The following is a 24,573-nucleotide window of genomic DNA, read 5'->3' as shown; positions in this document are numbered from 1 at the left end:
CCCACCCGCATGAACCCAAGCGAAAGGAGGCCCTGTCTTTATGTCCATTCAAGCTGTGCTGTTTGATTTCGATGGAACCCTGGCAGACACCTTGCCGTTATCCTTTCGTGCCTTCCAGGCTGTATTTAAGCAATATGACCAGAGAGAGGTCACCCGCGATGAGCTTGTCGCGATGTTCGGTCCCACCGAGGAAGGCATCATCAGCGGAAATTTCACAGAACCGGCTTCGGTTCCACAAGCGATAGAGGATTATTATTCAATATATAAGCTGGGACACACCGAAGAATTCCAGAATAATGAGCACATCCATGGATTACTTCAAGCCTTGAAGGCTCAGGGAATGAAGCTTGGAGTCATTACCGGTAAAAGCAGACGGGCCTATCAGATATCGGCCGGAGCGCTGGATCTGGAGCATTTCTTCGATATCTCGATTACCGGCGATGATGTCGCGAAGCCAAAACCTGATCCCGAAGGTATACAATCGGCATTGCGAACACTGGGTATTGAACCATCCCAGGCCATATTCGTAGGGGACAGCAATGCGGATATTCTCGCAGGCAAGGCTGCCGGAATGCGGACCTACGCTGTCCGCTGGCTACCCACCTTCCAGAGTCAGGCCTATGATCTTGCACCGGACGGCATTCTGGAGAATGTTGCGGAGTTCCAGCGGCTTCTCCAATTGAATAACATTATGCCAATGACCTACCATTCCAAGCAGCAGGCAGCGGACATTAAGACGTTAGAGCAGCAGTGCAGCCAAGCCGATTCTATCCAATTAAGCTCAGACCTGGAGCATCTCGTAAAGGAAGACGGCGACCATGCCCTGCTCTGTTACTGCGAAGATCAGCTCATTGGCCTGCTTAGCTGGTTCGCTGCGGACAGTGATTATGCACAGATCAATGCCATGGTCCATCCGGATTACCGCCGGCAAGGTGTGTTCCGCAGCCTTGTAAAACGTGCCAGAGCAGACATTGAGCCTCTTGGCGTACACCTGCTTAGCTACAAAATTCCCGCCGGCTCGCAGACAGGACTATTGGCGGTGCAGGCCCTGGGCGGGGATTTTGACCGGTCAGAATACGCCATGTCCTACGCCGGTATGAATTCCGCCAGCCCGCTTCCTTCAGAGCTAGTACTGCGTCCCGCTGCGCCTGATGATTTCGAATTCATAGTCTCCTGCTCCTCCCAGGCCTTCGGAGAATCGGAAGACGATACGCGCAAGTACTTCACACAGACGGATGAGCCAGAGCGGATAACGTATATCGCTTGGACAGGGAGTGAACGAATCGGCCTGATCCGGGTCAACTATATCAATGAGGATACGGCTTTTATTCATAATTTCTGTATCCTGCCTTCCCATCAGGGGAAGGGGGCTGGCGGGAAGGTGCTAAGACAGACCGTCGGTATCCTGTTGCAGAAGCCTTACCCGGTTATTCGCCTAAGTGTTGTCACCGGGAATGTCCGGGCGCTGAATCTCTATCTCCGTGCCGGATTTAAGATTAACTCAGAGTACAGATATTACAGCGGCAGCCTGTACCTTGAACCGTAATTGCAGCTTTAACTACAGTCAGCACATGCCAAAAAAGATCCTCTTTCTGATTAAGAAAGGGGATCTTTTGCAATGCGGCATAAAAATCTTAGAGCGCATGCTACGACTTCTGCTTACCCGCCAGCTGCTCCTGTGCCAGACGCACCATCTCACGAACCATGGAGCCTCCGATGCGGCCGCCAATCTGTCCCGCCGATTCGGTCGTCAGCTTACCGTTATTACCGGCCTGCAGCGGGATGCCCAGTTCCTTCGCCACCTCGTATTTCACATCGTCCGGGTGATTCGGATCTACGTGATATCCTTCCTGCCGCATAACCTCCGCTTTGAACGTCTGCATTCCCTGGGCGGACCCTGGTACAGCATACTTTCTGCTTCTTCTCGCCATTTAAGGACACACTCCCTTGCTGTCTTTCCTCTAAGTTGCCCAGGAGTGTGGGCCTTCATTCCCTGTCGTCCTTTAAGACTGCATCCCGTCCTCAATCCGCTGCATGAATTCTTCCACCGCGCTGTAGCCCAGCTGCTTGAGATACCAGTTGTTCGCAGCCGCTTCAATCAGACCCGCTACATCGCGGCCCGGCTGAAGCTGGACCTCGATATGCGGGATCTGCACCCCGAGATATTCGGTGAACTGGGGCACCAGCTCCAGCTCATTGTTCAGTGAATTCTCCTGCCAGGGGGCAAGCTCGATATCCAGCACAATCCGCGTCTCATCCTGGAACGCCCGCCGCCCGTACTGCCGCACGACGTTGATCAGGCCGATGCTGCGCAGGGCCAGGAATTCACGTGTGGTCTCATTGTGGGTCCCGAGGAGCGTCGCCGGACCCAGCTTCTTCAGCACCACAATATCATCAGCTACGAAGCGGTGGCCCCTGCGGATCAGCGTATGCGCCGTCTCGCTCTTGCCGATTCCCGACTTGCCCCGCAGCAGAATTCCTATTCCCGATACGTTAACGCATACCCCGTGGATCGACAGCTCCGGCGCCAGCGTCTTCACCAGGAAGCTGTCCAGCTTGGCGATGAACTCGGTGGTCACCTCCGGCGTACGCAGCAGCGGAATGCCTTCCTGGTCACAGAACAGCGTCAGGTAAGGAATCTCCTGCTGGCCGCTGGTCACGATGAAGCAGGGGGGATGGTATTTGACAATGTTGCCAATATGCAGCATCCGCTCCTCTACACTCAGCGTTAACAGGTAGTTGATCTCTTTACGTCCAAGGACCTGCACCCGCTCCATCGGAAAAAAATCAAAATAACCGACAAACTCCAGACCCGGTCTGTGCGTCCTTGGACGGGTGATGTTCCGGTCCATCCGGCCCGCTCCGGCGAGCACCTCCAGATGGAATTTCTCTACAAGACTCTGCACGCTAATAGACTTCATGTGGTCCCCTCCCAATCCAATATTTTCCGATAGATTTATCTAAAAATCTTGTAATCTGCACACGCTAATTATATATTAAAAACAATATATAAGACCTAAGACCCACAAAAATCAATAAATACTATTAAAATCAAGAAGGTGTAACATATTGGCCTTAGCCTCTTGGATTGACCTGATTATGTGCTTCCTTCTGTTCCTGCTGCTCATCTATATCGTGGCTACGGTCACCATTACCAAGCTGCACAAGGTCTATTTAGGGTTCCATTTCTCCATGCTGATCTGGCCTTACTGCCAGTTTGCCATAAGAACCGTTGATGATCCTCTCTATCAGCTCTTTTATGTGAAGCTTGCCTTCGTGGATGCTTCCCTGCTGGGCCTGGGCTGGATCTTCTTCACGATTCTGCTTGCGGGACAATCCCAGTTCCTGAGTAGAAAAATAGTGTCCGCGCTGGTGATCCCTGCAGTACTGACCTCCCTCGGAGTGGTGCTCAATCCTTATGGATGGTTCGTCCGTCCGGTGAACGGAGGGTATGTGGAGCGGATCTACGGACCTATTTTCTGGATTAGCATAAGCGTACTTGCGATTAACGCCATCATGTCCATGTATGTCATCTACGTGGCTCTGACCTCTAATCAAGCCGCGCGGATCAAGAATCAGGTTATGTATATGCTCAAAGGCATTACAGCCCTATGCGTCTTCCTTATGATCGATGTGCTTCTCAATGTCATTCTGGATGACTATCTGCCGGTAATTCCGGGCTTCACTTCGCTGGGTATCGTGGTGTCGGCTACGTTCTTTGTGATTACGATCCACCAGGACAAAGTATTCGATATCGTAACTATCGCCCATCAGGATATTATCAATACCATGGAATACGGAATTCTCGTGCTGGATGACCAGGAGCAAGTCGTAGAGATCAATCATGCCCTGCATCCCTATATCCCGCTTGTGACGGGTGCGGCGTTCAACATGAGCAGCTATCTGCCGGATGACCCTGCCATGAAGATCGAGTCCTTCCTTGAGAAATACCATGGGTATCCGCTGGAGACGGCCGAGCTGGAAATTCTGTATCCCCTTATCCAAATGGTTGTCAGTATTCATGCAGCACCCATTATGGTGAGCGGCAGCCGGGTCGGACGGATTGTCACCTTCCAGAATGTAACCGAGATCCGGCGGCTCATCGATGAGACGAACCAGCAGAATGCCATCCTGAAGGAACGCAACGATTCGCTGGTGAAGGTACAGGAGGAGCTGTTCCAGACGAACGGCAAACTGAGGAAGCTGGCGATCACCGACAGCCTGACCGGCTGCTTCAACCGGCATTATCTGATGCAGCAATTGGAGCAGGAGGCGCTGCGGGTCAGCGATACCCGGACACCTTCGACTATTATACTGATCGACATCGACTTTTTCAAAAAAATCAACGACCAGCACGGCCATCTGGCCGGAGATATGGTCCTGTGCAACACAGTGGAGCTGCTGCAGCGCAGCCTGCGGCCCTCCGATATTCTGGCCCGCTACGGCGGAGAGGAATTCATTATCTATTTGCCGGATACGGATGGAGTCGAGGCGCGGCGTCTGGCGGAGCAGCTCAAATCCGAGGTTGAACATAACACTATCAATATTGATTATATCGATGAGCCCGTGTCCATCACCATCAGCATGGGGCTGCTCAGCATCGCCGAATTCAAGATCCCGCCTGCCATGGATGCGACCACCTACCTGAACGAGCTGTTCAAGTCTGCCGACAAAGCCCTGTACGCTGCCAAGCATCAGGGCCGGAATCAGATTGTTGCGGCGGAGGTATAATTGGATGTTATCCTTGTATCATGAGCACTAGCCGCATAGGCAGTGCTTTTTTTGCGTTTTTTTATGATTTTGATTATTTTATTTTTGCTGGAACCTTTTTGACTAAGCTGCCGTCTAAGATCACAAATAAACCACAAACTACTCTTGCGAGGTGACTGGACATGAAGAAGACATTCAAGATGATAACCCTATCCGCAGCAGCAGCTCTGGCGCTCAGCTTCACAGGACAACAATTCGCCTCGGCCGCAGCCTTCAAGGATATCCATAACGTGCAGGATAAAGACAAGATTATCGCGCTTCAGAACAGCGGACTGATTAAAGGCATCAGCGCGGATCTGTTCGGGCCGAACCTCAGCATCACAGCAGCCCAGGGGGTGCAGATGATCGTGAGTGCGCTTGATCTGAATCTGGATACGATCCGGTTCGTGAAGGAGCCGCATGCCACCGACTATTTCAAGAACGCGAGTGACTCCGCCTGGTATGCACAGGCGCTGATTATTGCCAGTGTGCACGGCCTGGACCTGCCAGCGGACTTGAAGCCTGGTGAGAAGCTGACCCGCGAAGAATTTACCTACCAGCTCATTGATGCGATGGAGAACACGAACCGCCTGCCGATGATTAAGCCAGTGGTGGTGGAGTATGCCGATCAGGATCAGGTGCAGGTAGAATACTCCGGTGCCCTGCAGCGTGCGCTGAATTACGGTATCCTGAAGCTGGATGGCAGCGGCAAGCTTAACCCGAAGCAGGAAATCACCCGTGCAGAAGCGGCAGTAGCCATCAGCAATGCACTCGCTTATCTGAAGGCACATCCAGCCCCTGCTGCTACGGATGAGGTCCTGACCGCAGAACAAGCTGTGCAGGTTATTAAAGAAGCGGTCGGTCCTGAAGCCGGCCTGCAGATCAAGATTGCTCCGGCGGCCAGCATGTCACGTGAAGCCTTCACGTATCTGTTAATCCATACGTTACAGACCAGCGGTCAACTGCCGATGATTAATGTCATTCCAGTAGACGTGAAGGACGGCGATCAGATCGACATCCTGAACTCGGGAGCTATCCAGACCGCCCTTGCTCTTGGCTTTGTGGAGCTGGATGCCGACGGGAACTTCAATCCAAAGGCGGCAATCACCCGTCCTGAGGCTGCTTCCATCGCCGGAAATGCCATGAATTATTTGAAGGCCCATCCGGCACCCGGTGCTGTAAGCAAGACAATCACCGCAACCGAGGCCGTCCAGTTCATCAAGGATGCTGCCGGGCCTGAGGTGAATCTTCAGATCAAAATCGATCCGAATATGAGCGTAACCCGAGAATCGTTCACGTATCTGCTCATCAACACGCTCCAGACCAGCGGCCAACTGCCGATGATCAAGCTGATCCCGGTGGAGATCAAGGATAATGACAAAATCAATATCCTGAACTCGGGGGCCATTCAGACCGCGCTTGCCCTTAAGATCGTGAAGCTGGATCAAGACGGGGGCTTCCGTCCCCAGGACGGTGTCACCAGTGCTGACGCAGCGGCAATGGTCAGCCAGGTGAAGGCCATCCTGAGCGGAAAGTCTGCGAAGTAAGCAACATATGTCATTTATCTTACCCCTTCTGCGAACATGCGGGAGGGGTTTGTGCTGTGTTCTACAGCATCAGCACCATCAGATCCTCGTCCAGATACTCGCTGCCAAGCTTCATCGCCCTTGGCTCTGTGCCGTAGCAGACGAATCCAAGGGATTCGTAGAGCCTTTTGGCCGGAGCGTTATTGGAGGTTACGGTCAGCGTAAGCTGCTCCAGCCCCGGTGCGGCCTTTGCCCGTGCAATCAGCTCCAGCATCAGCGCGTAGCCCACGCCATGTTTGCGGGCAGCCGGATCTACATATACTGCATAGACATTAGCTTTGTGCTGAATCTTGGGCCTGCTCTCCCGGAACAAGGTTGCCATTCCCGTCAGCCTCTGCTCCCCCTCCAAGAAGGCGCCCAGGGTGAAATGCTCATCGGAGGAATCCAGCCTAATCCGGGTAGTCTCGATAGACAGCTTCGCTTCCGATTCATAAGAGCTAAGGAAAGCTTCCGGGTGCAGCTGCAGCGACTGCAAACGAAGCGCCCGGTAGCTTTCGGCGTCCGAGGGGGCCAGTGTTCTGATGTACATTTCCTTCCTCCCTTACAATATGGATGCAATAAATTGACAAAAGGCTAATATTTGGTTATATTTAGGTTTGTAAAATTATATTTTGCGCAATGTAAATTCCTATCACTTGAAAAGAGGGACTTCTTATGATGACTGTAAGTTTAATTCTTGTTGCCTTAGTAGCACTTGAGCATGTGTACATACTTGTACTGGAGATGTTCCTGTGGACCACCCCGAGAGCACAGAAGGCGTTCGGATTGACCCCTGCCTTCGCACAGGAGACGAAATCGCTGGCAGCCAATCAGGGCTTATATAACGGCTTCCTGGCAGCCGGTCTAATCTGGGGGCTGCTGCATCCAAGCGCGGACTTCGGGTACCAGCTGCAATTGTTCTTCCTGATCTGTGTGGCGGTTGCGGCCATCTATGGCGGACTCACTTCCAAGAGATCTATCCTGCTGATGCAAGGCCTCCCTGCCTTCCTGGCACTGGCGGCCACATTGATCGCACATCTGTAAAATTCGCGGAGCGATGCAGGCAGCTTCCGCTCCGCCCTAGCCTCACAGCTTCTGAGCGAACTGGTTCAACTGCTCCGACATTGCCCGGATCTCCTCAATGAAGCTGGACATCTCTTGCGTTGAAGCTGCCTGCTCTTGCCCCACTGAAGCAATCTGACCGATGGATTGGCCGATTCCTTTCATCGCTGCCTGGATCTCCCGCAGGGTGTCCCGTATCCGCTGCGCGGATTGCTCGGTCTCCTGTGAGAACTTGCGGATTTCTCTGGCGACAATGTCGAAGCCCCGGCCCTTCTCTCCGGCATGGGCGGCCTCAATGGCCGCATTAATTCCAAGCAGATGCGTCTGGTCGGCAACCTTCCTCAGAACGGCCAGCACCTCATCGCTTTTTTGGACACTTGCAGCAGTGGTCTCAGACTGGACCAGCAGCTTCTGAGAGAAGCCGGCTAGCTGGTTAGACCCGCCCGCTACCTGCATGATCCGCGCATTAGCCTGATTCAGGGACAGTGCCATCCGATCGGCAATTTCCCGCAGCTCGGTCTGTCTGCGTACCTGAATGCATACCGCCCCACAGACACGTTCATCCTCTCCATGTACCGGAAGGACCGTACCCACAAATTCGTATCCATAATACTCTTTGGGAACGTTGGCCCTTGAGTATTTATCATTTTTTAGTGCGTGATACAGAGGTTCGTCCGCGTGAATAATCTGCCCGGCGCGAATCCCCAGATCGATGGAATCGCCGGGGTAATAGGCAAGGAACTTCACGGTATCACAGACAGCAATCGATATATCATATGGAAAGGCAGCTTTCAGAATCGGTGCCAGATTCACTATATCTTCAAGAGAGCGGACGATGTTTTTCATAGGTGTGAGTCTCCTTTTAGTCAGGTGGCTTCAGGGTACAGCGAAATCAAGAGTTAAGTTCGACATTTTATGACAAACCTCCTTTAATCAAAAATGAATAATTAAAAATTGATTTTCTCCGCCTACTTGCTGGCGTGCCCAGTGTGGGCGGTTTTTCGACCACATCTGGCCCGCGCGCCTTCGGCGTACCTAGTGTGGGCGGTTTTTCAACCAAAAAAAGCCGAAGCCCGTCAGTCTTTTGCTGACAGGCTTCGGCTTTCCTTCGCTCATTGCGGCTTAACTCTATTGTACTCCTGCCGCTATTGCATCCTTCAACCGGTCCAGCTGCAGCAAGTGATGGCGGTAGTGCATCTCGATCAGCAGATACCATTCTGCCGCAGACAAGGGGCCGAACCGGGGATGAGGGACGGTACTGTGCTCAGGTGCCTGCGCAAGCTTCGGCAGGGTCTCCCGCATCCGTTCAACCACCGTGTTCAGGCCCTGGATCAACTGCTCCTTGCTCTCCGGCTGCACCGGCGTATACTGCGGTGACGGCGGAACATGAACACGTACAGGCGGGAAGCTGCCCCCGGCAAAAATTGCTTTACCCTCCGGGGTCATCTCTGCTTCATTCCCCGCCGCTTCCCCGTTCCCGGCCAGACACTGATGAATATTACGCTGAATATACACAACCGCTCCTGACAACGTTATGTCAGTAGCGTTCAAGCATTCTCGCCGCTTCGGCCCGTACAAGCTTACGCAAGGCTTCCGGCTCCAGGACAACCGCCCCCGCTCCCCAGCCAAGCACCCATTGCAGCAGGTCCTCGGGCTGGCGCACGCGGAAGGTCATAAGCCTGCCGTCTGCCCGGTCCTCCACTTCCTCCAGATAAAAGTTCCCGGATTCAGCCGCCTTGCCCGCGATCTCCGGCTGAACCAAAATGCACACGCGTACATGGCGGTCATCCTCCGGCTGGTACTCGTGCAGATCGAAATCCGCAGGCGCTTCGAACCGGTCATCCAGAATGGTAAGCTCACTCATTCTGGATAAGCGGAAATGACGGATCTCCTGCCGCAGTCCGCACCAGGCCACCAGGGTCCATGCGCCTCTGTTCAAGACAAGTCCATACGGCGAGGCGGTTCGGACACTGTGGTGACTTCCGTCAGCTTCCTGTCTGCCCTTTGTATACCCGAAGCCGATCTTCCGCTGCTCCAGAATCGCGCGTCGGATCTGCTCCATGTACTCCTTCTCCTGTCCTTGCAGCTTATCTTTACTGGTATTCAGCAGCAGGATGCTCTGGCGGAGCCGGGCGGCATTCTCCTTGACATCCTCCGGCAGAACCGCTTCAATCTTCCTACCTGCTGCGGAGGCCTGGTTACCATACTGAGTGTCGAACCGCTGCTCCACGAAATCCGTCCCGATCAGCAGGGTCACTGCCTCCTCGGCGGTGAAGCTGACCGGGGGCAGGAAATACCCTTTTACCAGTGAATATCCCTGACCCGTAGCGCCTACCACCGGCACTCCGGCTTCACTAAGCGCCTGGATATCGCGGTAGATGGTTCTTACGCTAGTCTCGAAGACGGACGCCAGATCCTCTGCCCTTACGACCCCTTTGCGCTGCAGCTCCAGTACGATGGCTAACATGCGGTCTGTCTTGTTCATGCGGCGGCTGCACCCTCTTCATCCTGAAATCAGTTTATGTATTGATTATACTGATTTCCTGATCACTTTTCTCCTTACGGCTTCTAATGGAATACAGAACGAACAGCAGGATGAACCAGAGCGGGGTGAACAGCAGCGCCGGACGGGTCTCGGCAGCAAAGAGCATGATCACAAGAATGGCGGCGAACAGCGTCAGGACGGCATAGTTAATTACCGGGGTGAACGGCGCTTTAAATTTGGAAGCGGCATGTAAGTCCGGGCGGTTCCTTTTATACTTGATATGGCAGACCAGCACAACGCCCCAGACCCAGATGAAGCAAATGGCGCTGATCGTAGTCACGATGCCGAAGGCCTGACCCGGAATAAGCTTGCTGAGCAGTGCCCCGGCAGAGATCACCAGCGTGGAGAGGAATAAGGAATTCGCAGGCACATGATTCCGGTTCAGCTTGCCAAGCTGAGGCGAGGCCTGATTCCGTCTGCTCAGATTGTAGAGAATCCGGCTGGTCGAGAACATCCCGCTGTTGCAGGCGGAGGCTGCCGAGGTTAAGACCACGAAATTGATAATCCCCGCAGCAATCGGAATCCCGACCAGACTGAAGGTGCGCACGAACGGACTTTCAGCCGCGCTAAGCTGGGTCCAGGGATTAATGCACAGCAGCACGAACAGCGCGCCGACATAGAAGAAGAGAATCCGCAGCGGAATTTTGTTGATCGCGGACGGGATGTTTTTCTCAGGATTAGCCGTCTCCGCTGCCGATACCCCCACCAGCTCCACGCCGACATAGGCGAATACCACCATCTGGAAGGAGAACAGGAAGCCCTTCACCCCGTTCGGGAACACGCCCCCGTGCTCCCAGAGATTGCGGACCGACACTGAGCCTGCATCTGTCTTGAACTGGGTCACCAGCAGGACAATGCCCAGGCCGATCAGAGCCAGAATCGTAACCACCTTGATCAGAGCAAACCAGAATTCGAGTTCGCCGAAGCTCTTGACCGTGAGCAGATTGAGCCCGAGCAGAATGATCAGGCAGATCACGGCCGGCACCCACTGCGGAATATCGAACCAGTACTGCACATAGACGCCCACCGCAATCACATCGGCCATCGCCGTCATAATCCAGCAGAACCAATAGGTCCAGCCCGTAATGTACGCCGCACGCGGCCCCAAGTAATCCTCAGCAATGTCTGTAAAAGATTGATACCCCGCCTTCGAGAGCAGCAGCTCCCCCAGCGCCCGCATCACAAAAAACACGGCAATCCCCACGATCAGATACGTGAGCATGATGGAGGGTCCGGCCTGCTGGATCGCCTTGCCTGAGCCGAGGAACAACCCCGTTCCAATCGTGCCGCCGATGGCGATAAGCTGGACGTGCCGGTTTGCAAGCTCTCTTTTTAATTCTGTCTGTGCCATACCTGTTTCCCCCTTAGTGTATATGACGCTGTCCTGCCGGGTAACGCAAAAAGGAGACTGGATATCATCCAATCTCCCGGTTCATAAGAGGTTCCAAATAAGCGTCTGCAGCAGCGGCTAATCCGCACGGCAAAACACAAATTCGGTACTCTTCTGTCCTTTTGCCTGAGATTGTGAACCCTTCGGCGCTGCGGTCTCCCGCAGTCTCTCCAGAAGCTGCTCCAGCTATAGTGTGATCCATAGCCTTCATAGCTTGCGAATATTCAATTATTTGAAGCTGACTTCATGTAAATATTTTTCAATTCTATGCACAGTCCAGACTTCTGTCAATATCATTTGTTACTCTCGTGGTCATCGCCGGGTGTCCTGCACTGCTTCATTGCACGTTATTTCACCGTAATTTTGGTTTCCAGGTCTTTATAATAAGTTTTAGCCCACTGACCCTGCTTGTCTTTGAACATCTTCCCGCTGGCATCTTTGGAATACGTAAAAGGCTTAACGCTAATGGACTTCGGAACGGCTGGGAATGCACTATAGTTCTGTTCCTCGGTACCGCTTGTCCGGACTTTCTCAAACGGCTTGCCCCATGGCGAAATCACATTTCCTTTCTCGTCCACAAGGTCATATAACATTCTTTCCGGGTTGTTCACCTTGGACTTGGCCGCTGCCGGAACTTCCCCCTTAAAGGTCACCTGCAGAGACATCGTTAACGCGGTCATCTCGAAGGAATTCACCGTATAATTGAATTTGTTGTTCTTCTTGGAGACGCCCGGCTTCAGGCTTAACAGGGTCCCCAGCTTGTTCACTTGAACTTTGAAAATAAACGGCTCCTTCACCCCGTTGGCGTATGCCTTCAGCGTCAGGTCGAATTTGTCCGGGATTTGCTGCTTCATGGCTCCCTTACTCAAATAGATCAAGGCTGTGTCCGTATCTTTCAAATTGGGAATGATGGAAGTATCAAACAGCAGCTTTTTCCCATTGATTAACACGTCCACAATCCTGGTCTGGTCCATGAAAGAACCGTTCTTGTCCACCGTCCCTCCCTCCTGCCGGATGCCTGCGATAAGTTGATTACTGTCATAGATCAGATCGGTTAGTGTCAGGGTTACCCCCTCCTGGGTCACGGCCTGATTCGGAGCAGCAGCAAGCCCTTTCTGGAAAACAGCCTTCAGAGTGGCGTTGTCGCTGGCCGCGAACGCGCTGTCAGCCTTAGCATCCTTGTTGACATTGGCTGCCGCCGCTACGGGTACAGTGAATCCCCCGCCGACAACTGCCCCTCCGAGTACAGCAGTTACTGCTGTTGCTATCATTGCTTTCTTCATCGTATTTAAGCTGATCGTGTACATAGTTTCTCTCCTTTGCTTATTAAGAATATACAGGTATAACGTTCCCCTGCTGCTATTTTGTGACAGGAGCGCAGAATAACATCCTACCTGCACAAAGTCATTTTTGAATAAACAGGGTCATTTGCAAGAGAGAATTCGGTTCAACCGCTCTACTATAATAAATTCATCCAGAACAAGTAGAGTGAGGTTAGAACTTATGGCAAATCCCGCACCACAAGCTATGAACAACAAGTTAGCGACACAGCCCCAGGGCCGTTTCGGCCGTCTGCTGCACAATATCGTGCGATACCGGGTGCTGCTGCTGATGCTGCTGCCCACATCGATTATTTTTTTCATCAACTGCTATATTCCGATGTTCGGATTATTCATTGCCTTCAAGAACATCAACTACGTGGACGGCATTATGGGCAGTCCCTGGGCCGGGCTCGACAACTTCCGGTTCCTGTTCGCCACCTCTGACGCCCTGCGCGTGACCATCAACACCGTGGGGTACAATGTGGTCTTCATTATCTCAGGGCTCATTCTCTCCGTCTCGCTGGCGATTGCGATCAATGAGGTGCGTAACAAGCTGGCCTCGAAGTTCTTCCAGACCGTCATGATTATGCCGAACTTCCTGTCCATGGTCGTGGTCAGCTTCATCGTCTATGCCTTCCTGCACCCGGAGTACGGCTTCCTGGTCAAGCATATTCTGCCAATGTTCGGCTACTCCTCAGTGAATGCCTATATGCATCCTAACGCATGGCCTTACATTCTGTGGATCACCAAAATGTGGCACTCCATCGGGATCGGCAGCGTCATCTACCTTGCAGCCATCACCGGCATCAGCGAAGAGCTGTACGAAGCTGCGGTGATGGACGGCGCCAGCAAATGGCAGCAGATCACCAAGATTACCCTGCCGCTGCTCACGCCGATCATGGTCATTCTCACGATTCTTAACATGGGCGGCATCTTCCGCTCTGACTTCGGGCTGTTCTACCATGTGACCCTGGACTCCGGTGCGCTGCGCTCAACTACGGACGTTATTGACACCTATGTCTACCGGGGCCTGATCCAGCTCAACGACCTGGGGATGTCCTCAGCGGCGAACTTCTATCAATCGGTCGTCGGCTTCTTCCTGGTCATCGGCGCGAACGCTCTGGCCCGCAAGCTGAACCGCGATACGGCGCTTTTCTAGAAACGGAGGATTCTAATGACTACTGCATCCCGAAGCAACCCTTATACCAAAGGCTCCACTACCGCCCAGATTATTCTGAATGTATTCTTCATCGCCTTCAGCCTGGCATGTATTCTGCCGATCCTGCTCATTGTCGCCATCTCCTTAACCAACGAGAAGGCCTTGACGCTGCAGGGTTACAAGTTCTGGCCCGATCATATCGACGCGTCTGCGTACCAATATCTGTTCAAGCATTCGGAGACACTGGTTAAGGCGTATGGCGTCAGCCTGACGGTTACGGTGATCGGAACTGTGCTGGCCGTGCTGCTGATTGCGCTGTATGCGTATCCGCTCTACCGGAAGGATTTTCCTTTCAAAAAAACATTCAACTTCTACCTGCTGATCACCATGCTGTTCTCGGGAGGGCTTGTCCCCTTCTATCTGCTGTACGTGAACTATCTCGATCTGAAGGACTCGCTGGTTGCGCTGATCCTGCCCGGCCTGTCCAATGCCTTCTATATCTTCATCACCCGTACCTTCTTCCAGCAGACGATCCCGGAAGAGATGATTGAATCCGGCAAGCTGGACGGGGCCTCGGAATGGCGGATATTCTTCCAGCTTGTGCTTCCGATCTCCCTGCCTGTTCTGGCTACGATCGGTCTGTTCACTACACTGATGTATTGGAATGACTGGTTCAACTCCATGCTATTCATTAATGACACCGACAAGTTCTCCCTGCAATACGTCATGATTCAGATGATCCGCCAGGCGGAATTCTTCAAAACCCAGCTTGCAGGCAGCGGTGTCGCCCTGATGGTACAGGAATCCGTTCCGACCGAAAGTCTGCGGATGGCTATGGTCGTGCTGTCGATTGGTCCGATTCTGTTCATCTATCCGTTCTTCCAGAAGTACTTCACCAAGGGCCTTACGATTGGTGCGATCAAGGGTTAAGCGGTCTAGCTCTGGCGTAAATGCCGGTTAGAATATATGATCTAATTATCATTCGAGGAGGTTCATACAAATGAGAACAACAAGAAGCTCAGGCACGGTGCTTGCCGCTCTGACTGCCGTGATACTGGGCATTACCGGATGCGGCGGGGGCAATTCAGGTGCATCCGCCCCGTCCAAGGCAGAATCGACAGCAGCCGCCGCAACAGCAGGCACGGAAGGCAGCACGAATCCTGATACCTCAACGTTCCGGAAGCTGAAAGTTTACACGGTCGGGAATTTCCCGCAGAATGATACCAAGGCGGTTGTAGATGAGATCAACAAGTATCTCAAAGAGAAAATCAACGCCGAGATTGACTTCCAGGGACTCCCTTGGTCCTCCTGGGCCGAGAAGATGGCACTGGCTTACCAGTCCGGTGAACAGGTCGATCTGACCTTCGCCCCCAACTGGGCAGACTTCGCCAATAACGTAGCCAAGGGCGCGTTCCTTCCGCTGGATGATCTGTTAGCCAAATATGGACAAGGCATCAAGGAGACCCTTGATCCCCGCTTCCTTGACGGCGGAACCGTAGACGGCAAAATCTATGCGATTCCTACCAATAAGGAAATTGGTGAGAGCCATACCATTATGTTCCGCAAGGATCTGGTAGATAAATACGGATTCGATGTGAACTCGATTGAGACGCTGGAGGATCTGGAACCATGGCTGCAGACGATCAAGGAGAAGGAACCGGCTATTGCACCGATCTGGCTCTCCGGCAGCGGCTCCGATACCCTGGGCTACTTCGACAAGACCAGAGAGAGCATGAAGGAGAACTTCCGTTATGAGCTGGTGGCCGGCGCTCCTGCCGGAATTGTATTGGATACCAAGACTGATAAGATGGTGATCAGCTCCATGGAGTCCGACACCGCAATCTACCGGATGAAGCTCTACGGCGACTGGTTCAGCAAAGGCTACATCAATAAAGATGCTGCAACGACCAAAACCAGTACTGAAGACGCTTTCAAAGCTGGTAAGACCTGGATGAAATTCGGTTCAGACAAACCGGATTCCGACAAGGAAGATTCCATCGCCACCGGCATTGAGCTGGTGAAGCTGAAGGGCAATGAGCCTGAGATCAGTACGGCCAGCGTCAGCAACTCCATGATGGCGATCGGGCGTACCTCCATTGATCCGGAGCGGACGATGATGCTGCTGAACCTGCTGCATACCGACCCGGTTCTGGTCAACCTGATTGACTTCGGCGTAGAAGGACGGCAGTATGTTAAGGTGGAAGGCAAGGACAACTTCATCAAGCTGCCTGACGGCATTGCTACCCGTGCCGATACCGGCTGGGCGCCGGGCATTGAATGGATGTTCGGTAACCAGACCATAACCTATCTGTGGGAAGGCGAAAGCGCCGACAAGTGGGAGAAATTCAAGGCTTATAACGAGAGCGCCCATAAGGTGAAGTCCTTCGGCTTCAACTTCAATACCGACGCTGTCAAAACACAGGTCTCCGTGGTCAGCAACATTATCAAGGAATTCCGCCCGCTGCTGGAAACGGGCAGCCTGGGTGTAGATAAGGTGCTTACGGAGTACAATAAGAAGCTTAAGGCTAACGGCATTGAAGAAATCCGCGCCGAGGTTCAGAAGCAATACGATGCCTGGAAGGCCAAACAATCCTAAACAAACAAGTGAAAACGACTATGCCGTCCTTTTTAAGGACGGCACCCGTTTCAGCGAGAAATATAAGGATAAGTTGTCATGTGGAACATACAAATTCTTATATTTTAGGCTAAGGGGAAGGACGGCTGCCGTCCTTCCCCTTTCCTGCCGCTCAGCGTGTAAATGTACCTAAGGATAAGGGGGAAGACTGTGAAATTATCATTGCGATTCAAAGTGAGTGCCCTTGTCCTGCTGCTGGTCACGCCGCTGTTCCTTTTTCTCTCCTACACCAACCTCTATTCCACCAACATTGTCCGGGAGAAGGTTGCGAAGTCCGCTTCGGACACGTTGACCCTGCACTTAGGTACACTCGATGAGCTGCTGGAGCAGACCAGCCATTATCTGCTGCGTACGGCCAATGAAAACATGCTGCTGGAGCTCTATTCCGACAGCGGTCCCGACAGCGTCAATTATTATCTGTCCATCCGTAAGCTGATGGACCAGTGGTACAGCGATGTCAGCTACTATACCATTATCCGCAGTGTCTTCGTCTACCATCAGGACCGGGATGAACTCTTCCTGAGCAGCCAGAAGGAGTATTACCAAGAGAAGGAGATGATTGCCTCGGGGCTGTCTTCACACCTCAAGACCCCTAATCTCCAGGCCTCCCTGAAGTGGGAGACCGTGACCCTCGGCGGAGAGCCGGTGTTATTCAAGGTGCTGCCGGACAAGAGCGGCCGGCTTCTCATGGGGGTACTGGTCAGCATCGACTCTCTGGCCCAGCCCCTGACCCAGCTGGAGTCTACCGGGGGCAGCGGACAGGTCGGCATGATCGACAATGACGGTAAGTTACTCTGGGGCCAGTTCGCCAGTGAAGATCTTGCGCTCATCCGCAGCCGGCTTAATCAGCCCAACCCTCGTGCGGATGCCTCGATTCGCCTGAGTAACGGCAATTCGTATCTGCTGATTGACAAGCCCTCTCAATATTCCAATCTGAATGTCTTTTTCCTGCTCGACGAGAAATCCATTCTGGACGAGCTGCCGGTCTTCCAGCGGATCATCAAGGTGATTCCCTTCGTCATTATCCTCGTAATGGTTATCCTGCTGGCTCTGCTTAGCAGACTGGTGTTCAAGCCTATCCAGCAATTGACCAGCGGGATGCGCATCCTGGGGAAGGGACAGCTGGAATACCGGCTGAAGGATGGCAACAGCAGGGAGTTCCAGATCATTACGATGCAATTCAACCAGATGGCGGAGCAGATCGGCAATCTCAAGATTGATGTGTATGAGGAGCAGATGAAGGTGCAGCAAGCGGAGCTGAAGCATCTTCAGGCGCAGATCAATCCCCATTTTTTCATGAATTCCTTGAACATCGTCTTTCATCTGGTAGAGCTGAAGCAATATGCGCTAATCAAAAAAATGATCGGACATCTGGTCTCCCACTTCCGGTTCATCATGAATACCAACGACGCCTGGCTTCCGCTGCGCAGCGAGCTAGGTCATATTCAGAACTATATTGAGATCCAGATGGTTATGTATCCGAACAAGCTGTCTTATGAGGTGCTGCTTCCGCAGGAGCTGGAGTCTACGCTGATTCCGCCGCTGCTGATCCAGCCCTTCGTCGAGAATGCCATCAAGCATGGCTTCATTAACAATTCGAAGCCCTTCAATGTCGGCATCACAGTCAGTGAAGAAGCCGGAGAGAGCGGCGATTCCTGCATTGCCATTCAGATCCGCGATTCCGGGCCGGGCTTCTCCGCGGCTCAGCTCGACAGGCTCAATCATGGCGTATATGAGCGCAAGCCGACAGACCGCCATCTGGGAATATGGAACGTATACAGACGCATGCTGATGTTCTATAACAACCGGGCACGGCTTACCTTCCACAATGCTCCAGACGGAGGCGCGGTTGTGGAAATCAGACTACCCGTTCAAAAGGAGCAGTGACGTTCAATGTACAGAGTTCTAATCGTTGACGACCAATACTTCGCCTTGCTCGGCCTCCAGCAGGGGGTGGATTGGAGCGCGCTTAGCGTGTCAGATGTCTGTCTGGCGGAGAACGTAGACCAGGCGATTGCCGTTCTTGAGCAGCAGCCTGTAGACCTGCTGATCTGCGATATCGAAATGCCGGGCAGAAGCGGCCTGGAGCTGCTGGCCTGGGTGAAGCAATCCGCTCCCGGCACGCTGACGATTATGCTGACCTGCCATGCCGATTTCGAGTATGCCCAGCGCGCGATTTATCACGGTGCCTTCCATTATCTGCTCAAGCCGGTAGACTATGAGGAATTGATGAAAATCTCCCGTGAGGCGCTATTCGAGATCAGCAAACAGAGAGAGCAGCAGCAGTTCGAGGCCCTGATCCAGAAGTACCGGAGACAGTGGGAGCATCAGCTCCCCCTGCTGGTGGAACGGTTCTGGCAGGATATTCTCAGCCAGCGGGCAGCGCCCGTGCTGGAATCGCTCACCCTTCCGGCGAACACCTATAATCTGGATCTGCAGCCTGGAGACCGCTACTTCCTCGCCCTGCTGGGGCTGGAGCAGTGGAAGGAGAACCTTAGCGCACGGGATGAGACGATTATGGAATATGCACTGCGCAACATGGCCGATGAGCTGCTGCTAAGCGGGCTGGAAGGCACTGTGCTGCAGGATCAGGTCGGCCATAATCTGGCGGTCATCTACGTGCGTGGCGATATGAACGCCGCCTGGCATACGCTGGAGCAGAATGGCCGCACCTTCCTGGATACCTGCGGACGGCTGCTGCATTGCTCCCTGTCGATCTACATCAGCGCGGGTGTCCCTCTGTCCGGAATCATGAGCGCTTACACGGATGTCACGGAGCGGGAACAACGCAACCTGAACCGTTCGCGTCAGGTGTTCGGACCGGAGGATCAGGCCTATAGCCGAGATCAGCCGCTCGCGCCGGTGCCTCAGGCAGCGCCTATGCATATCTTCGGAGAGTGGGCGACCCTCCTGGAGCTTGGCGAGCTGGAGGAGCTGGAGCGCCGCGTGACGCTGTGGTTCTCGGGCATCGGGCCCGGCCGCTGGACCAGTGAGCTGCACCGCCAGCTTATCCACGGCATCCTGTTCATTGTACACACCGTTCTCGCCAAAAAAGGCTTATCCGCTCACGCCTCAGCGGAGCTGAAGCCCTTGATGGATAAGGAAAATTATCCGAAGCAGTCCGCTTCGCTCCAGAGCTGGGCGATGGAATGCCTGCGAGCCGTAATGCATTTATTGCAGACAAGCAATAACGTATCCTCGGCCACGGTGTCCAAGATTAGGCAGTATATCCGCTCGCGTCTGAGCGAAGAGATCACCCGCGACGAACTCGCGGCCTATGTCTACCTGAACCCGGCCTACTTGTCCCGACTGTTCAAGAAGGAGACCGGGCTGTCGATCTCCGATGTGATCATTCAGGAACGGCTGCAGAAGGCCAAGCAGCTGCTGGAGGAAACAGAGCTGAAGATCACCGACATCGCCGAGCAGGTTGGATATACCAGCCTCGGCAGCTTCTCCAACCTGTTCAAGCGGATCGTCGGCGCCACACCGCAGCAGTACCGTGCGCGGAATAAGAAGTGAGCGGGGCGGGCGGGACCACTGGGCACATGAACCGCTGTGCTGGCACATTGTGGTCGGTTTTTCCACTACATTTGGTCCGCGTGCGCCCATCCGCCGCATTGTAGTCGGTTTTTCGATTACATTTGGTCCGCACGCGCCCATCCGCCGCATTGTAATCGGTTTTTCGATTACATTTGGTCTGCGCGCCCCCATCCACCGCATTGTAATCGGTTTTTCGACTACATTTGGTCCGCACGCCCCCATCCGCCGCATTGTAGTCGGTTTTTCGACTACATTTGGTCCGCGCGCCCCCATCCGCCGCATTGTAGTCGGTTTTCCGATTACATTTGGTCCGCACGCCTCCATCGGCCGCATTGTAGTCGGTTTTTCGATTACATTTGGTTCGCGCGCCTCCATCGGCCGCATTGTAGTCGGTTTTTCGATTACATTTGGTCCGCACGCCCCCATCCGCCGCATTGTGGTCGGTTTTCCGACTACATTTGGTCCGCACGCCCCCATCCGCCGCATTGTAGTCGGTTTTTCGACTACATTTGGTCCGCGCCTGCACATTGTGATCGGTTTTTCGCATACATCTTTCCACGCTTCCCGGCGGGCAGGCAGATGTCTTTGGCATACCGCCGCCGCGCCCACCATATCTGCCAAACAAAAAGAGCGAGAGGGCTATATGCCTCCTCGCTCTTTTTAACATCTACTCGCTGTGCACTTTACATGTAACTCAATTACTTAATAATCACGTATTCCAGACCCACCAGCTTGGCGTAGGTAACGATTTGGTCGGTAGTCAGGTTGAGCGATACGACCGTGTGGTGGCCGCCGCCGTTCTCGATCCAGGCTCTTACTCCGTCCTGGAAGTTTGGCTTCACCTGCCACAGTACGCGGGCTACCGGAAGATTCGGAGCCGGAACGGTAGGTTCGAAGGCAGTAACTTCGTTGATTAGCAGCTTGTAATGAGTGCCGAAGTCAGCCATCGATACCACGACACCTTCGCCTGCCTTGCCGTCGAAGACGAGACGGGCCGGGTCTTCACGGTCGCCGATTCCCAGCGGAGAGACAATGATCTTCGGCTGGTTGCTGGCCAGGCTCGGATCAACCTCCAGCATGTGGGACTGGAGAATCGCTTCCTGTCCGGCAGCCATCTCGTAAGTGTAATCCTCCATGAACCCGGTGTTCAGGTTGTGACTCATCACCTTCATCAGGCGGTCCAGGGCCGCAGTCTTCCAGTCCCCTTCACCGGCGAAGCCGTAGCCTTGGGCCATCAGGCGCTGAACAGCCAGACCCGGAAGCTGCTTCATGCCGTGCAGGTCCTCGAAGTTAGAGGTGAAGGCATTGTAGCCGCCTGCATCCAAGAAGCGCTTCAGAGCAATCTCATAGCTCGCCTGCACCTTCACGCTGGCTTCCCAATCTTCCTTGCTGTACGTGCCGTAATCAACGGCATACAGCTTGGTATATTCAGCGAACAGGGCATCAATCTCTTCCTGCTTCACTTCATTCACATAAGCTACCAGATCGCCGATACCGAAGTAGTCCACAGTCCAGCCGAACTGGATCTGAGCTTCCACCTTATCGCCTTCAGTAACACCAACATTGCGCATGTTGTCGCCGAAGCGGGCAACCTTGATATTGAAGCCTTCGTTATATGCTACGGCAACGTCCATCCATTCTGCAATCTGCTTCTGGACTTCCGGGCGCTCCCAGTATCCTACAACGATCTTGTTCTGTTTCTTCAGGCGGGCATTAATGAAGCCATACTCACGGTCACCATGGGCAGCCTGGTTCAGGTTCATGAAATCCATATCAATCGTTGCCCAAGGAATGCTCTCATTGTACTGGGTAGCCAGGTGCAGCAGCGGCTTCTGCAGCAGCTTCGTGCCGCGAATCCACATTTTGGCCGGGGAGAAGGTGTGCATCCAGGTGATAACACCAGCAACCTCGTCACGGTAGTTTACTTCTTTCATGATGGAGGTAATCTTATCTGCACTGACGGCCAGATCCTGAAGTACCAGCGGATAAGGAAGCAACCCGCTGTTGTTGAGCGCATCGGTCATTTCCTGGGCATGAGCCTTCACTTCACCCAGCGCTTCATCTCCGTACAGGTGCTGCGATCCTACTACGAACCAGAATTGCTTGTCGCTTACTGTTGACATATCATTCATCCTCTTCTCTACTTGAATTGGTAAAAGTCAGTTACTTCTGTCCGTAATACGCATCCTTGCCGTGCTTGCGCAGATAATGCTTGTCCAGAATCCGCTGCGGCAGCTCCTCGGCGAAGGTATTCAGCTGGCGGGCAAAGTGGTTCATCTTGGACACTTCCTCCAGCACCACACTGTTCATGACAGCAGCATGGGCATCCTTGCCCCACGTGAACGGCGCGTGGCCCTTCAGCAGAACGCCGGGAATCGCCATCACATCCAGCCCCCGCTGTTCAAAAGTCTCAATGATCACATGCCCGGTCTCTGCTTCATAACCGCGGTCAATCTCTTCCTGTGTCAGGAACCGGGTGCACGGTACAGAACCATAGAAGGTGTCTGCATGTGTCGTCCCCATAACCGGAACATCCAGTCCGGCCTGAGCCCAGATGGTTGCCCACGTGGAATGCGTATGCACGATGCCGCCGATCTCGGCATAATGCTTGTAGAGTACAGCATGGGTCGCTGTATCCGAGGAAGGCCGCATCTCTCCCTCCACCACATTGCCATCGAAGTCCACAACGACCATATCGCTCGGCTTCATCTTGTCATAGCTGACGCCGCTCGGCTTGATGACGAACAGACTGCTCGCCCGGTCCACCGCGCTCACATTGCCCCAGGTGTATTTGACCAGCCCGTGCTTAGGCAGCTCCAGATTGGCCTCGTACACCTCTTCCTTCAGTTGCTCCAGCATGTGTTAATGCCCCCCGTTCTCTACGAGATGATCTACAGCGGCCTGCTCAATCGCCAGACCCGCCGTGTAGCGTTCCATGAACAATTCAAAGCCCTTCACATCCGCCGCAACCGGATGAATGGTCTCGCCTTCGATATCCTTGAAGACCTTCTGGTCGAGGAAATCATCCAGACGCTCCTGCTGCGCTCTGTTCTTCATATAAGAAGCCAGAATCGCCATGCCCCACGCGCCGCCTTCTCCGGCTGTTGACATCACAGAGACCGGAACATTCATCGCAGCAGCCACGATTCTCTGTCCGACAACAGGCGTCTTGAACAAGCCGCCGTGCGCCAGAATGCTGTCGATGGACACCTGCTCCTTCAAGGTCAGAATATCCATCCCAATCTTCAGCGCGCCAAAAGCGGAGAACAGATGCGTCCGCATAAAGTTGCCCAGCGTGAACCGGCTCTCCGGCGAGCGGACAAACAGCGGCCGTCCCTTCTCCATCCCGGTGATGTTCTCACCTGAGAAATAGCCGTAGCTGAGCAGCCCGCCGCCATCGGCGTCCGCCTCCAGCGCTTTGTTGAACAGAACGCTGAATAACTTCGCCGGATCGGACTGGAGGCCCATCGCCTCCGAGAATTCCCGGAACAAGCCGACCCAGGCATTGATATCGCTGGAGCAGTTGTTGGCATGCACCATCCCTACCGGACTGCCATCCGGGGTAGTCACCATGTCGATCTCAGGGTATACCGCTGTAAGGTCCTTCTCCAGCACGATCATGGCGAACACGGAGGTGCCTACAGAGATATTACCGGTCCGTTTGCGCACACTGTTCGTAGCGACCATTCCGGTTCCGGCATCGCCCTCTGGAGGACAGAGCGGAATGCCTGCCAGCAGGTCCCCGGATTCATCCAGCAGTCTCGCTCCGGCTTCCGTTAACACCCCTGCCTGCTCGCCTGCAGCGTAGACCTTGGGCAGAAGATCACTCAGCTTCCAAGGGTAATTCTTAGCGGCAATCAGCTCATCGAACTGGCTGACCATGGCCGGGTGGTAATCCTGTGAAGCTTCATCTATAGGGAAGACCCCGGAGGCATCGCCAATCCCGATCGCCTTGCTGCCGGTCAGCAGCCAATGGATATATCCGCCCAGCGTCGTTACGAACGTTGCCTGCGGGACATGCTCTTCCCCGTTCAGAATCGCCTGATACAGGTGGGCAATGGTCCAGCGCTCCGGAATATTGAACTGGAACAGCTCTGTTAATTCCTTGGCCGCCGCACCGGTTGTAGCATTACGCCAGGTCCGGAACGGAACCAGCAGCTCACCCGCGCTGTCAAAGGCCATATATCCGTGCATCATTGCTGAGAATCCGATCGAACCGACAGTAGTAAGCGTAACCCCGTATTTCTGTGCAACCTCCTGCTTCATCTCGCGGTAAGCCGCTTGCAGCCCCTTGATGATATCGGTGAGGGGATACGTCCAGTACCCGCCTTCCAGCAGGTTCTCCCACTCGTAGCTTCCGGATGCAACCGTCTCGAACCCCTGATCAATCAGGACGGCCTTGATACGTGTGGACCCAAATTCGATACCCAGTGATGTCTCTCCCTTAAGTATCGCTTGCTTGATGTTCTGATCCATGCCCACGTTACTCCTCTCTGAACCAAACTGTGTTACTTATGAATCTAAAGAATGCGCTTCCTTTATGAACAGGTTTAGTATATTTTTTGTTCGTACATTTGTCAATAATAGATATAAGATATACCTACAA

At 53.7% G+C, this 24,573-nt stretch carries 21 protein-coding genes and 1 riboswitch; of the genes, 10 read left to right on the top strand and 11 right to left on the bottom strand.

What is annotated here, in order from left to right; all coding sequences use genetic code 11:
- The first annotated feature begins 40 nt into the window (after window positions 1-40).
- Entirely contained in the window at window positions 41-1,546 is a 1,506-nt protein-coding gene (locus NSS64_RS29815; RefSeq protein ID WP_341142468.1) for a GNAT family N-acetyltransferase, read from the top strand.
- Window positions 1,547-1,646: 100 nt separating this feature from the next.
- Here the strand turns inward: NSS64_RS29815 and NSS64_RS29810 are convergent, their stop codons facing one another.
- Both NSS64_RS29810 and hprK read right to left on the bottom strand, forming a co-directional pair.
- Entirely contained in the window at window positions 1,647-1,931 is a 285-nt protein-coding gene (locus NSS64_RS29810) for an alpha/beta-type small acid-soluble spore protein (protein WP_036722845.1), read from the bottom strand.
- Between the two features lie 72 nt (window positions 1,932-2,003).
- The gene (hprK, locus tag NSS64_RS29805) at window positions 2,004-2,921 is read right to left on the bottom strand and encodes an HPr(Ser) kinase/phosphatase (RefSeq protein ID WP_076080767.1); all 918 of its coding nucleotides are present in this window, start codon (window positions 2,919-2,921) and stop codon (window positions 2,004-2,006) included.
- Between the two features lie 148 nt (window positions 2,922-3,069).
- Between hprK and NSS64_RS29800 the strand changes: the two genes are divergently transcribed.
- Both NSS64_RS29800 and NSS64_RS29795 read left to right on the top strand, forming a co-directional pair.
- Complete coding sequence (locus NSS64_RS29800) at window positions 3,070-4,731, top strand: histidine kinase N-terminal 7TM domain-containing diguanylate cyclase (RefSeq protein ID WP_341142467.1); 1,662 nt, start codon at window positions 3,070-3,072, stop codon at window positions 4,729-4,731.
- Window positions 4,732-4,892: 161 nt separating this feature from the next.
- Entirely contained in the window at window positions 4,893-6,296 is a 1,404-nt protein-coding gene (locus tag NSS64_RS29795; protein ID WP_341142466.1) for an S-layer homology domain-containing protein, read from the top strand.
- A gap of 61 nt (window positions 6,297-6,357) precedes the next feature.
- On the opposite strand, the gene NSS64_RS29790 is transcribed toward NSS64_RS29795, so the two are convergent.
- On the bottom strand, window positions 6,358-6,864 hold the full coding sequence (locus NSS64_RS29790; protein WP_341142465.1) for a GNAT family N-acetyltransferase: 507 nt from the start codon (window positions 6,862-6,864) through the stop codon (window positions 6,358-6,360).
- A gap of 125 nt (window positions 6,865-6,989) precedes the next feature.
- On the opposite strand from NSS64_RS29790, the gene NSS64_RS29785 reads away from it, so the two are divergent.
- Window positions 6,990-7,358 (top strand): DUF1304 domain-containing protein, encoded by a 369-nt coding sequence (locus NSS64_RS29785; protein ID WP_036722850.1) that lies wholly within the window; start codon window positions 6,990-6,992, stop codon window positions 7,356-7,358.
- Window positions 7,359-7,400: 42 nt separating this feature from the next.
- Here NSS64_RS29785 and NSS64_RS29780 read toward each other — a convergent pair whose 3' ends face one another.
- The 5 genes from NSS64_RS29780 to NSS64_RS29760 all read right to left on the bottom strand — a co-directional run bounded on the left by NSS64_RS29780 (window position 7,401) and on the right by NSS64_RS29760 (window position 12,618).
- Window positions 7,401-8,222, bottom strand: a complete 822-nt coding sequence (locus NSS64_RS29780; protein ID WP_341142464.1) for a methyl-accepting chemotaxis protein — start codon at window positions 8,220-8,222, stop codon at window positions 7,401-7,403.
- A gap of 282 nt (window positions 8,223-8,504) precedes the next feature.
- The gene (locus tag NSS64_RS29775) at window positions 8,505-8,891 is read right to left on the bottom strand and encodes a DinB family protein (RefSeq protein WP_341142463.1); all 387 of its coding nucleotides are present in this window, start codon (window positions 8,889-8,891) and stop codon (window positions 8,505-8,507) included.
- Between the two features lie 22 nt (window positions 8,892-8,913).
- Window positions 8,914-9,861 carry a helix-turn-helix transcriptional regulator gene (locus NSS64_RS29770; RefSeq protein ID WP_341142462.1) on the bottom strand — a complete coding sequence of 316 codons (948 nt, stop codon included), beginning with the start codon at window positions 9,859-9,861 and terminating at the stop codon, window positions 8,914-8,916.
- Window positions 9,862-9,895: 34 nt separating this feature from the next.
- Window positions 9,896-11,272, bottom strand: a complete 1,377-nt coding sequence (locus NSS64_RS29765) for an amino acid permease (RefSeq protein WP_341142461.1) — start codon at window positions 11,270-11,272, stop codon at window positions 9,896-9,898.
- Between the two features lie 143 nt (window positions 11,273-11,415).
- A riboswitch (glycine riboswitch) is annotated at window positions 11,416-11,495 on the bottom strand.
- A gap of 163 nt (window positions 11,496-11,658) precedes the next feature.
- Window positions 11,659-12,618, bottom strand: a complete 960-nt coding sequence (locus NSS64_RS29760) for a DUF5643 domain-containing protein (RefSeq protein ID WP_341142460.1) — start codon at window positions 12,616-12,618, stop codon at window positions 11,659-11,661.
- Window positions 12,619-12,814: 196 nt separating this feature from the next.
- On the opposite strand from NSS64_RS29760, the gene NSS64_RS29755 reads away from it, so the two are divergent.
- From NSS64_RS29755 to NSS64_RS29730, 6 genes are all read left to right on the top strand, one after another.
- Window positions 12,815-13,792 carry an ABC transporter permease gene (locus NSS64_RS29755; protein WP_341142459.1) on the top strand — a complete coding sequence of 326 codons (978 nt, stop codon included), beginning with the start codon at window positions 12,815-12,817 and terminating at the stop codon, window positions 13,790-13,792.
- A gap of 15 nt (window positions 13,793-13,807) precedes the next feature.
- A complete protein-coding gene (locus tag NSS64_RS29750) occupies window positions 13,808-14,722 on the top strand; it encodes a carbohydrate ABC transporter permease (RefSeq protein ID WP_340946163.1) in 915 nt (304 codons plus the stop codon).
- Window positions 14,723-14,792: 70 nt separating this feature from the next.
- Complete coding sequence (locus NSS64_RS29745; RefSeq protein WP_339312114.1) at window positions 14,793-16,388, top strand: ABC transporter substrate-binding protein; 1,596 nt, start codon at window positions 14,793-14,795, stop codon at window positions 16,386-16,388.
- Window positions 16,389-16,577: 189 nt separating this feature from the next.
- A complete protein-coding gene (locus tag NSS64_RS29740; RefSeq protein WP_341142458.1) occupies window positions 16,578-18,314 on the top strand; it encodes a sensor histidine kinase in 1,737 nt (578 codons plus the stop codon).
- Between the two features lie 6 nt (window positions 18,315-18,320).
- Window positions 18,321-19,946, top strand: a complete 1,626-nt coding sequence (locus tag NSS64_RS29735) for a response regulator (RefSeq protein ID WP_340946158.1) — start codon at window positions 18,321-18,323, stop codon at window positions 19,944-19,946.
- Window positions 19,927-20,631: a hypothetical protein gene (locus NSS64_RS29730; protein ID WP_341142457.1), complete on the top strand. Its 705-nt coding sequence runs from the start codon at window positions 19,927-19,929 to the stop codon at window positions 20,629-20,631. Before NSS64_RS29735 ends, NSS64_RS29730 begins: the two co-directional genes overlap by 20 nt.
- A gap of 34 nt (window positions 20,632-20,665) precedes the next feature.
- Here NSS64_RS29730 and araA read toward each other — a convergent pair whose 3' ends face one another.
- From araA to NSS64_RS29715, 3 genes are read right to left on the bottom strand one after another with little or no spacing between them, the layout of a single operon-like run.
- Window positions 20,666-22,090 carry an L-arabinose isomerase gene (gene araA / locus NSS64_RS29725; RefSeq protein WP_340946156.1) on the bottom strand — a complete coding sequence of 475 codons (1,425 nt, stop codon included), beginning with the start codon at window positions 22,088-22,090 and terminating at the stop codon, window positions 20,666-20,668.
- A gap of 40 nt (window positions 22,091-22,130) precedes the next feature.
- Window positions 22,131-22,826 (bottom strand): L-ribulose-5-phosphate 4-epimerase, encoded by a 696-nt coding sequence (locus tag NSS64_RS29720; protein ID WP_036722865.1) that lies wholly within the window; start codon window positions 22,824-22,826, stop codon window positions 22,131-22,133.
- Window positions 22,827-22,829: 3 nt separating this feature from the next.
- Window positions 22,830-24,443, bottom strand: coding sequence for a xylulokinase (locus tag NSS64_RS29715; protein ID WP_341142456.1), 1,614 nt, complete (start codon window positions 24,441-24,443; stop codon window positions 22,830-22,832).
- Window positions 24,444-24,573 lie beyond the last annotated feature (130 nt).

Source organism: Paenibacillus sp. FSL H8-0122, assembly GCF_038005345.1.
Taxonomy (GTDB): domain Bacteria; phylum Bacillota; class Bacilli; order Paenibacillales; family Paenibacillaceae; genus Paenibacillus_AQ.
Note: the sequence above shows the minus strand (reverse complement) of the source record. Positions and strands in the feature narration are given on the sequence as shown.

Coding starts and splice junctions, on each gene's coding strand:
- NSS64_RS29815 (WP_341142468.1), top strand. CDS start 41: ATGTCCATTCAAGCTGTGCTGTTTGATTTCGATGGAACCCTGGCAGAC.
- NSS64_RS29780 (WP_341142464.1), bottom strand. CDS start 8,222: ATGAAAAACATCGTCCGCTCTCTTGAAGATATAGTGAATCTGGCACCG.
- NSS64_RS29795 (WP_341142466.1), top strand. CDS start 4,893: ATGAAGAAGACATTCAAGATGATAACCCTATCCGCAGCAGCAGCTCTG.
- NSS64_RS29735 (WP_340946158.1), top strand. CDS start 18,321: ATGTACAGAGTTCTAATCGTTGACGACCAATACTTCGCCTTGCTCGGC.
- NSS64_RS29715 (WP_341142456.1), bottom strand. CDS start 24,443: ATGGATCAGAACATCAAGCAAGCGATACTTAAGGGAGAGACATCACTG.
- NSS64_RS29720 (WP_036722865.1), bottom strand. CDS start 22,826: ATGCTGGAGCAACTGAAGGAAGAGGTGTACGAGGCCAATCTGGAGCTG.
- NSS64_RS29745 (WP_339312114.1), top strand. CDS start 14,793: ATGAGAACAACAAGAAGCTCAGGCACGGTGCTTGCCGCTCTGACTGCC.
- NSS64_RS29785 (WP_036722850.1), top strand. CDS start 6,990: ATGATGACTGTAAGTTTAATTCTTGTTGCCTTAGTAGCACTTGAGCAT.
- NSS64_RS29810 (WP_036722845.1), bottom strand. CDS start 1,931: ATGGCGAGAAGAAGCAGAAAGTATGCTGTACCAGGGTCCGCCCAGGGA.
- hprK (WP_076080767.1), bottom strand. CDS start 2,921: ATGAAGTCTATTAGCGTGCAGAGTCTTGTAGAGAAATTCCATCTGGAG.
- araA (WP_340946156.1), bottom strand. CDS start 22,090: ATGTCAACAGTAAGCGACAAGCAATTCTGGTTCGTAGTAGGATCGCAG.
- NSS64_RS29760 (WP_341142460.1), bottom strand. CDS start 12,618: ATGTACACGATCAGCTTAAATACGATGAAGAAAGCAATGATAGCAACA.
- NSS64_RS29765 (WP_341142461.1), bottom strand. CDS start 11,272: ATGGCACAGACAGAATTAAAAAGAGAGCTTGCAAACCGGCACGTCCAG.
- NSS64_RS29755 (WP_341142459.1), top strand. CDS start 12,815: ATGGCAAATCCCGCACCACAAGCTATGAACAACAAGTTAGCGACACAG.
- NSS64_RS29770 (WP_341142462.1), bottom strand. CDS start 9,861: ATGAACAAGACAGACCGCATGTTAGCCATCGTACTGGAGCTGCAGCGC.
- NSS64_RS29750 (WP_340946163.1), top strand. CDS start 13,808: ATGACTACTGCATCCCGAAGCAACCCTTATACCAAAGGCTCCACTACC.
- NSS64_RS29790 (WP_341142465.1), bottom strand. CDS start 6,864: ATGTACATCAGAACACTGGCCCCCTCGGACGCCGAAAGCTACCGGGCG.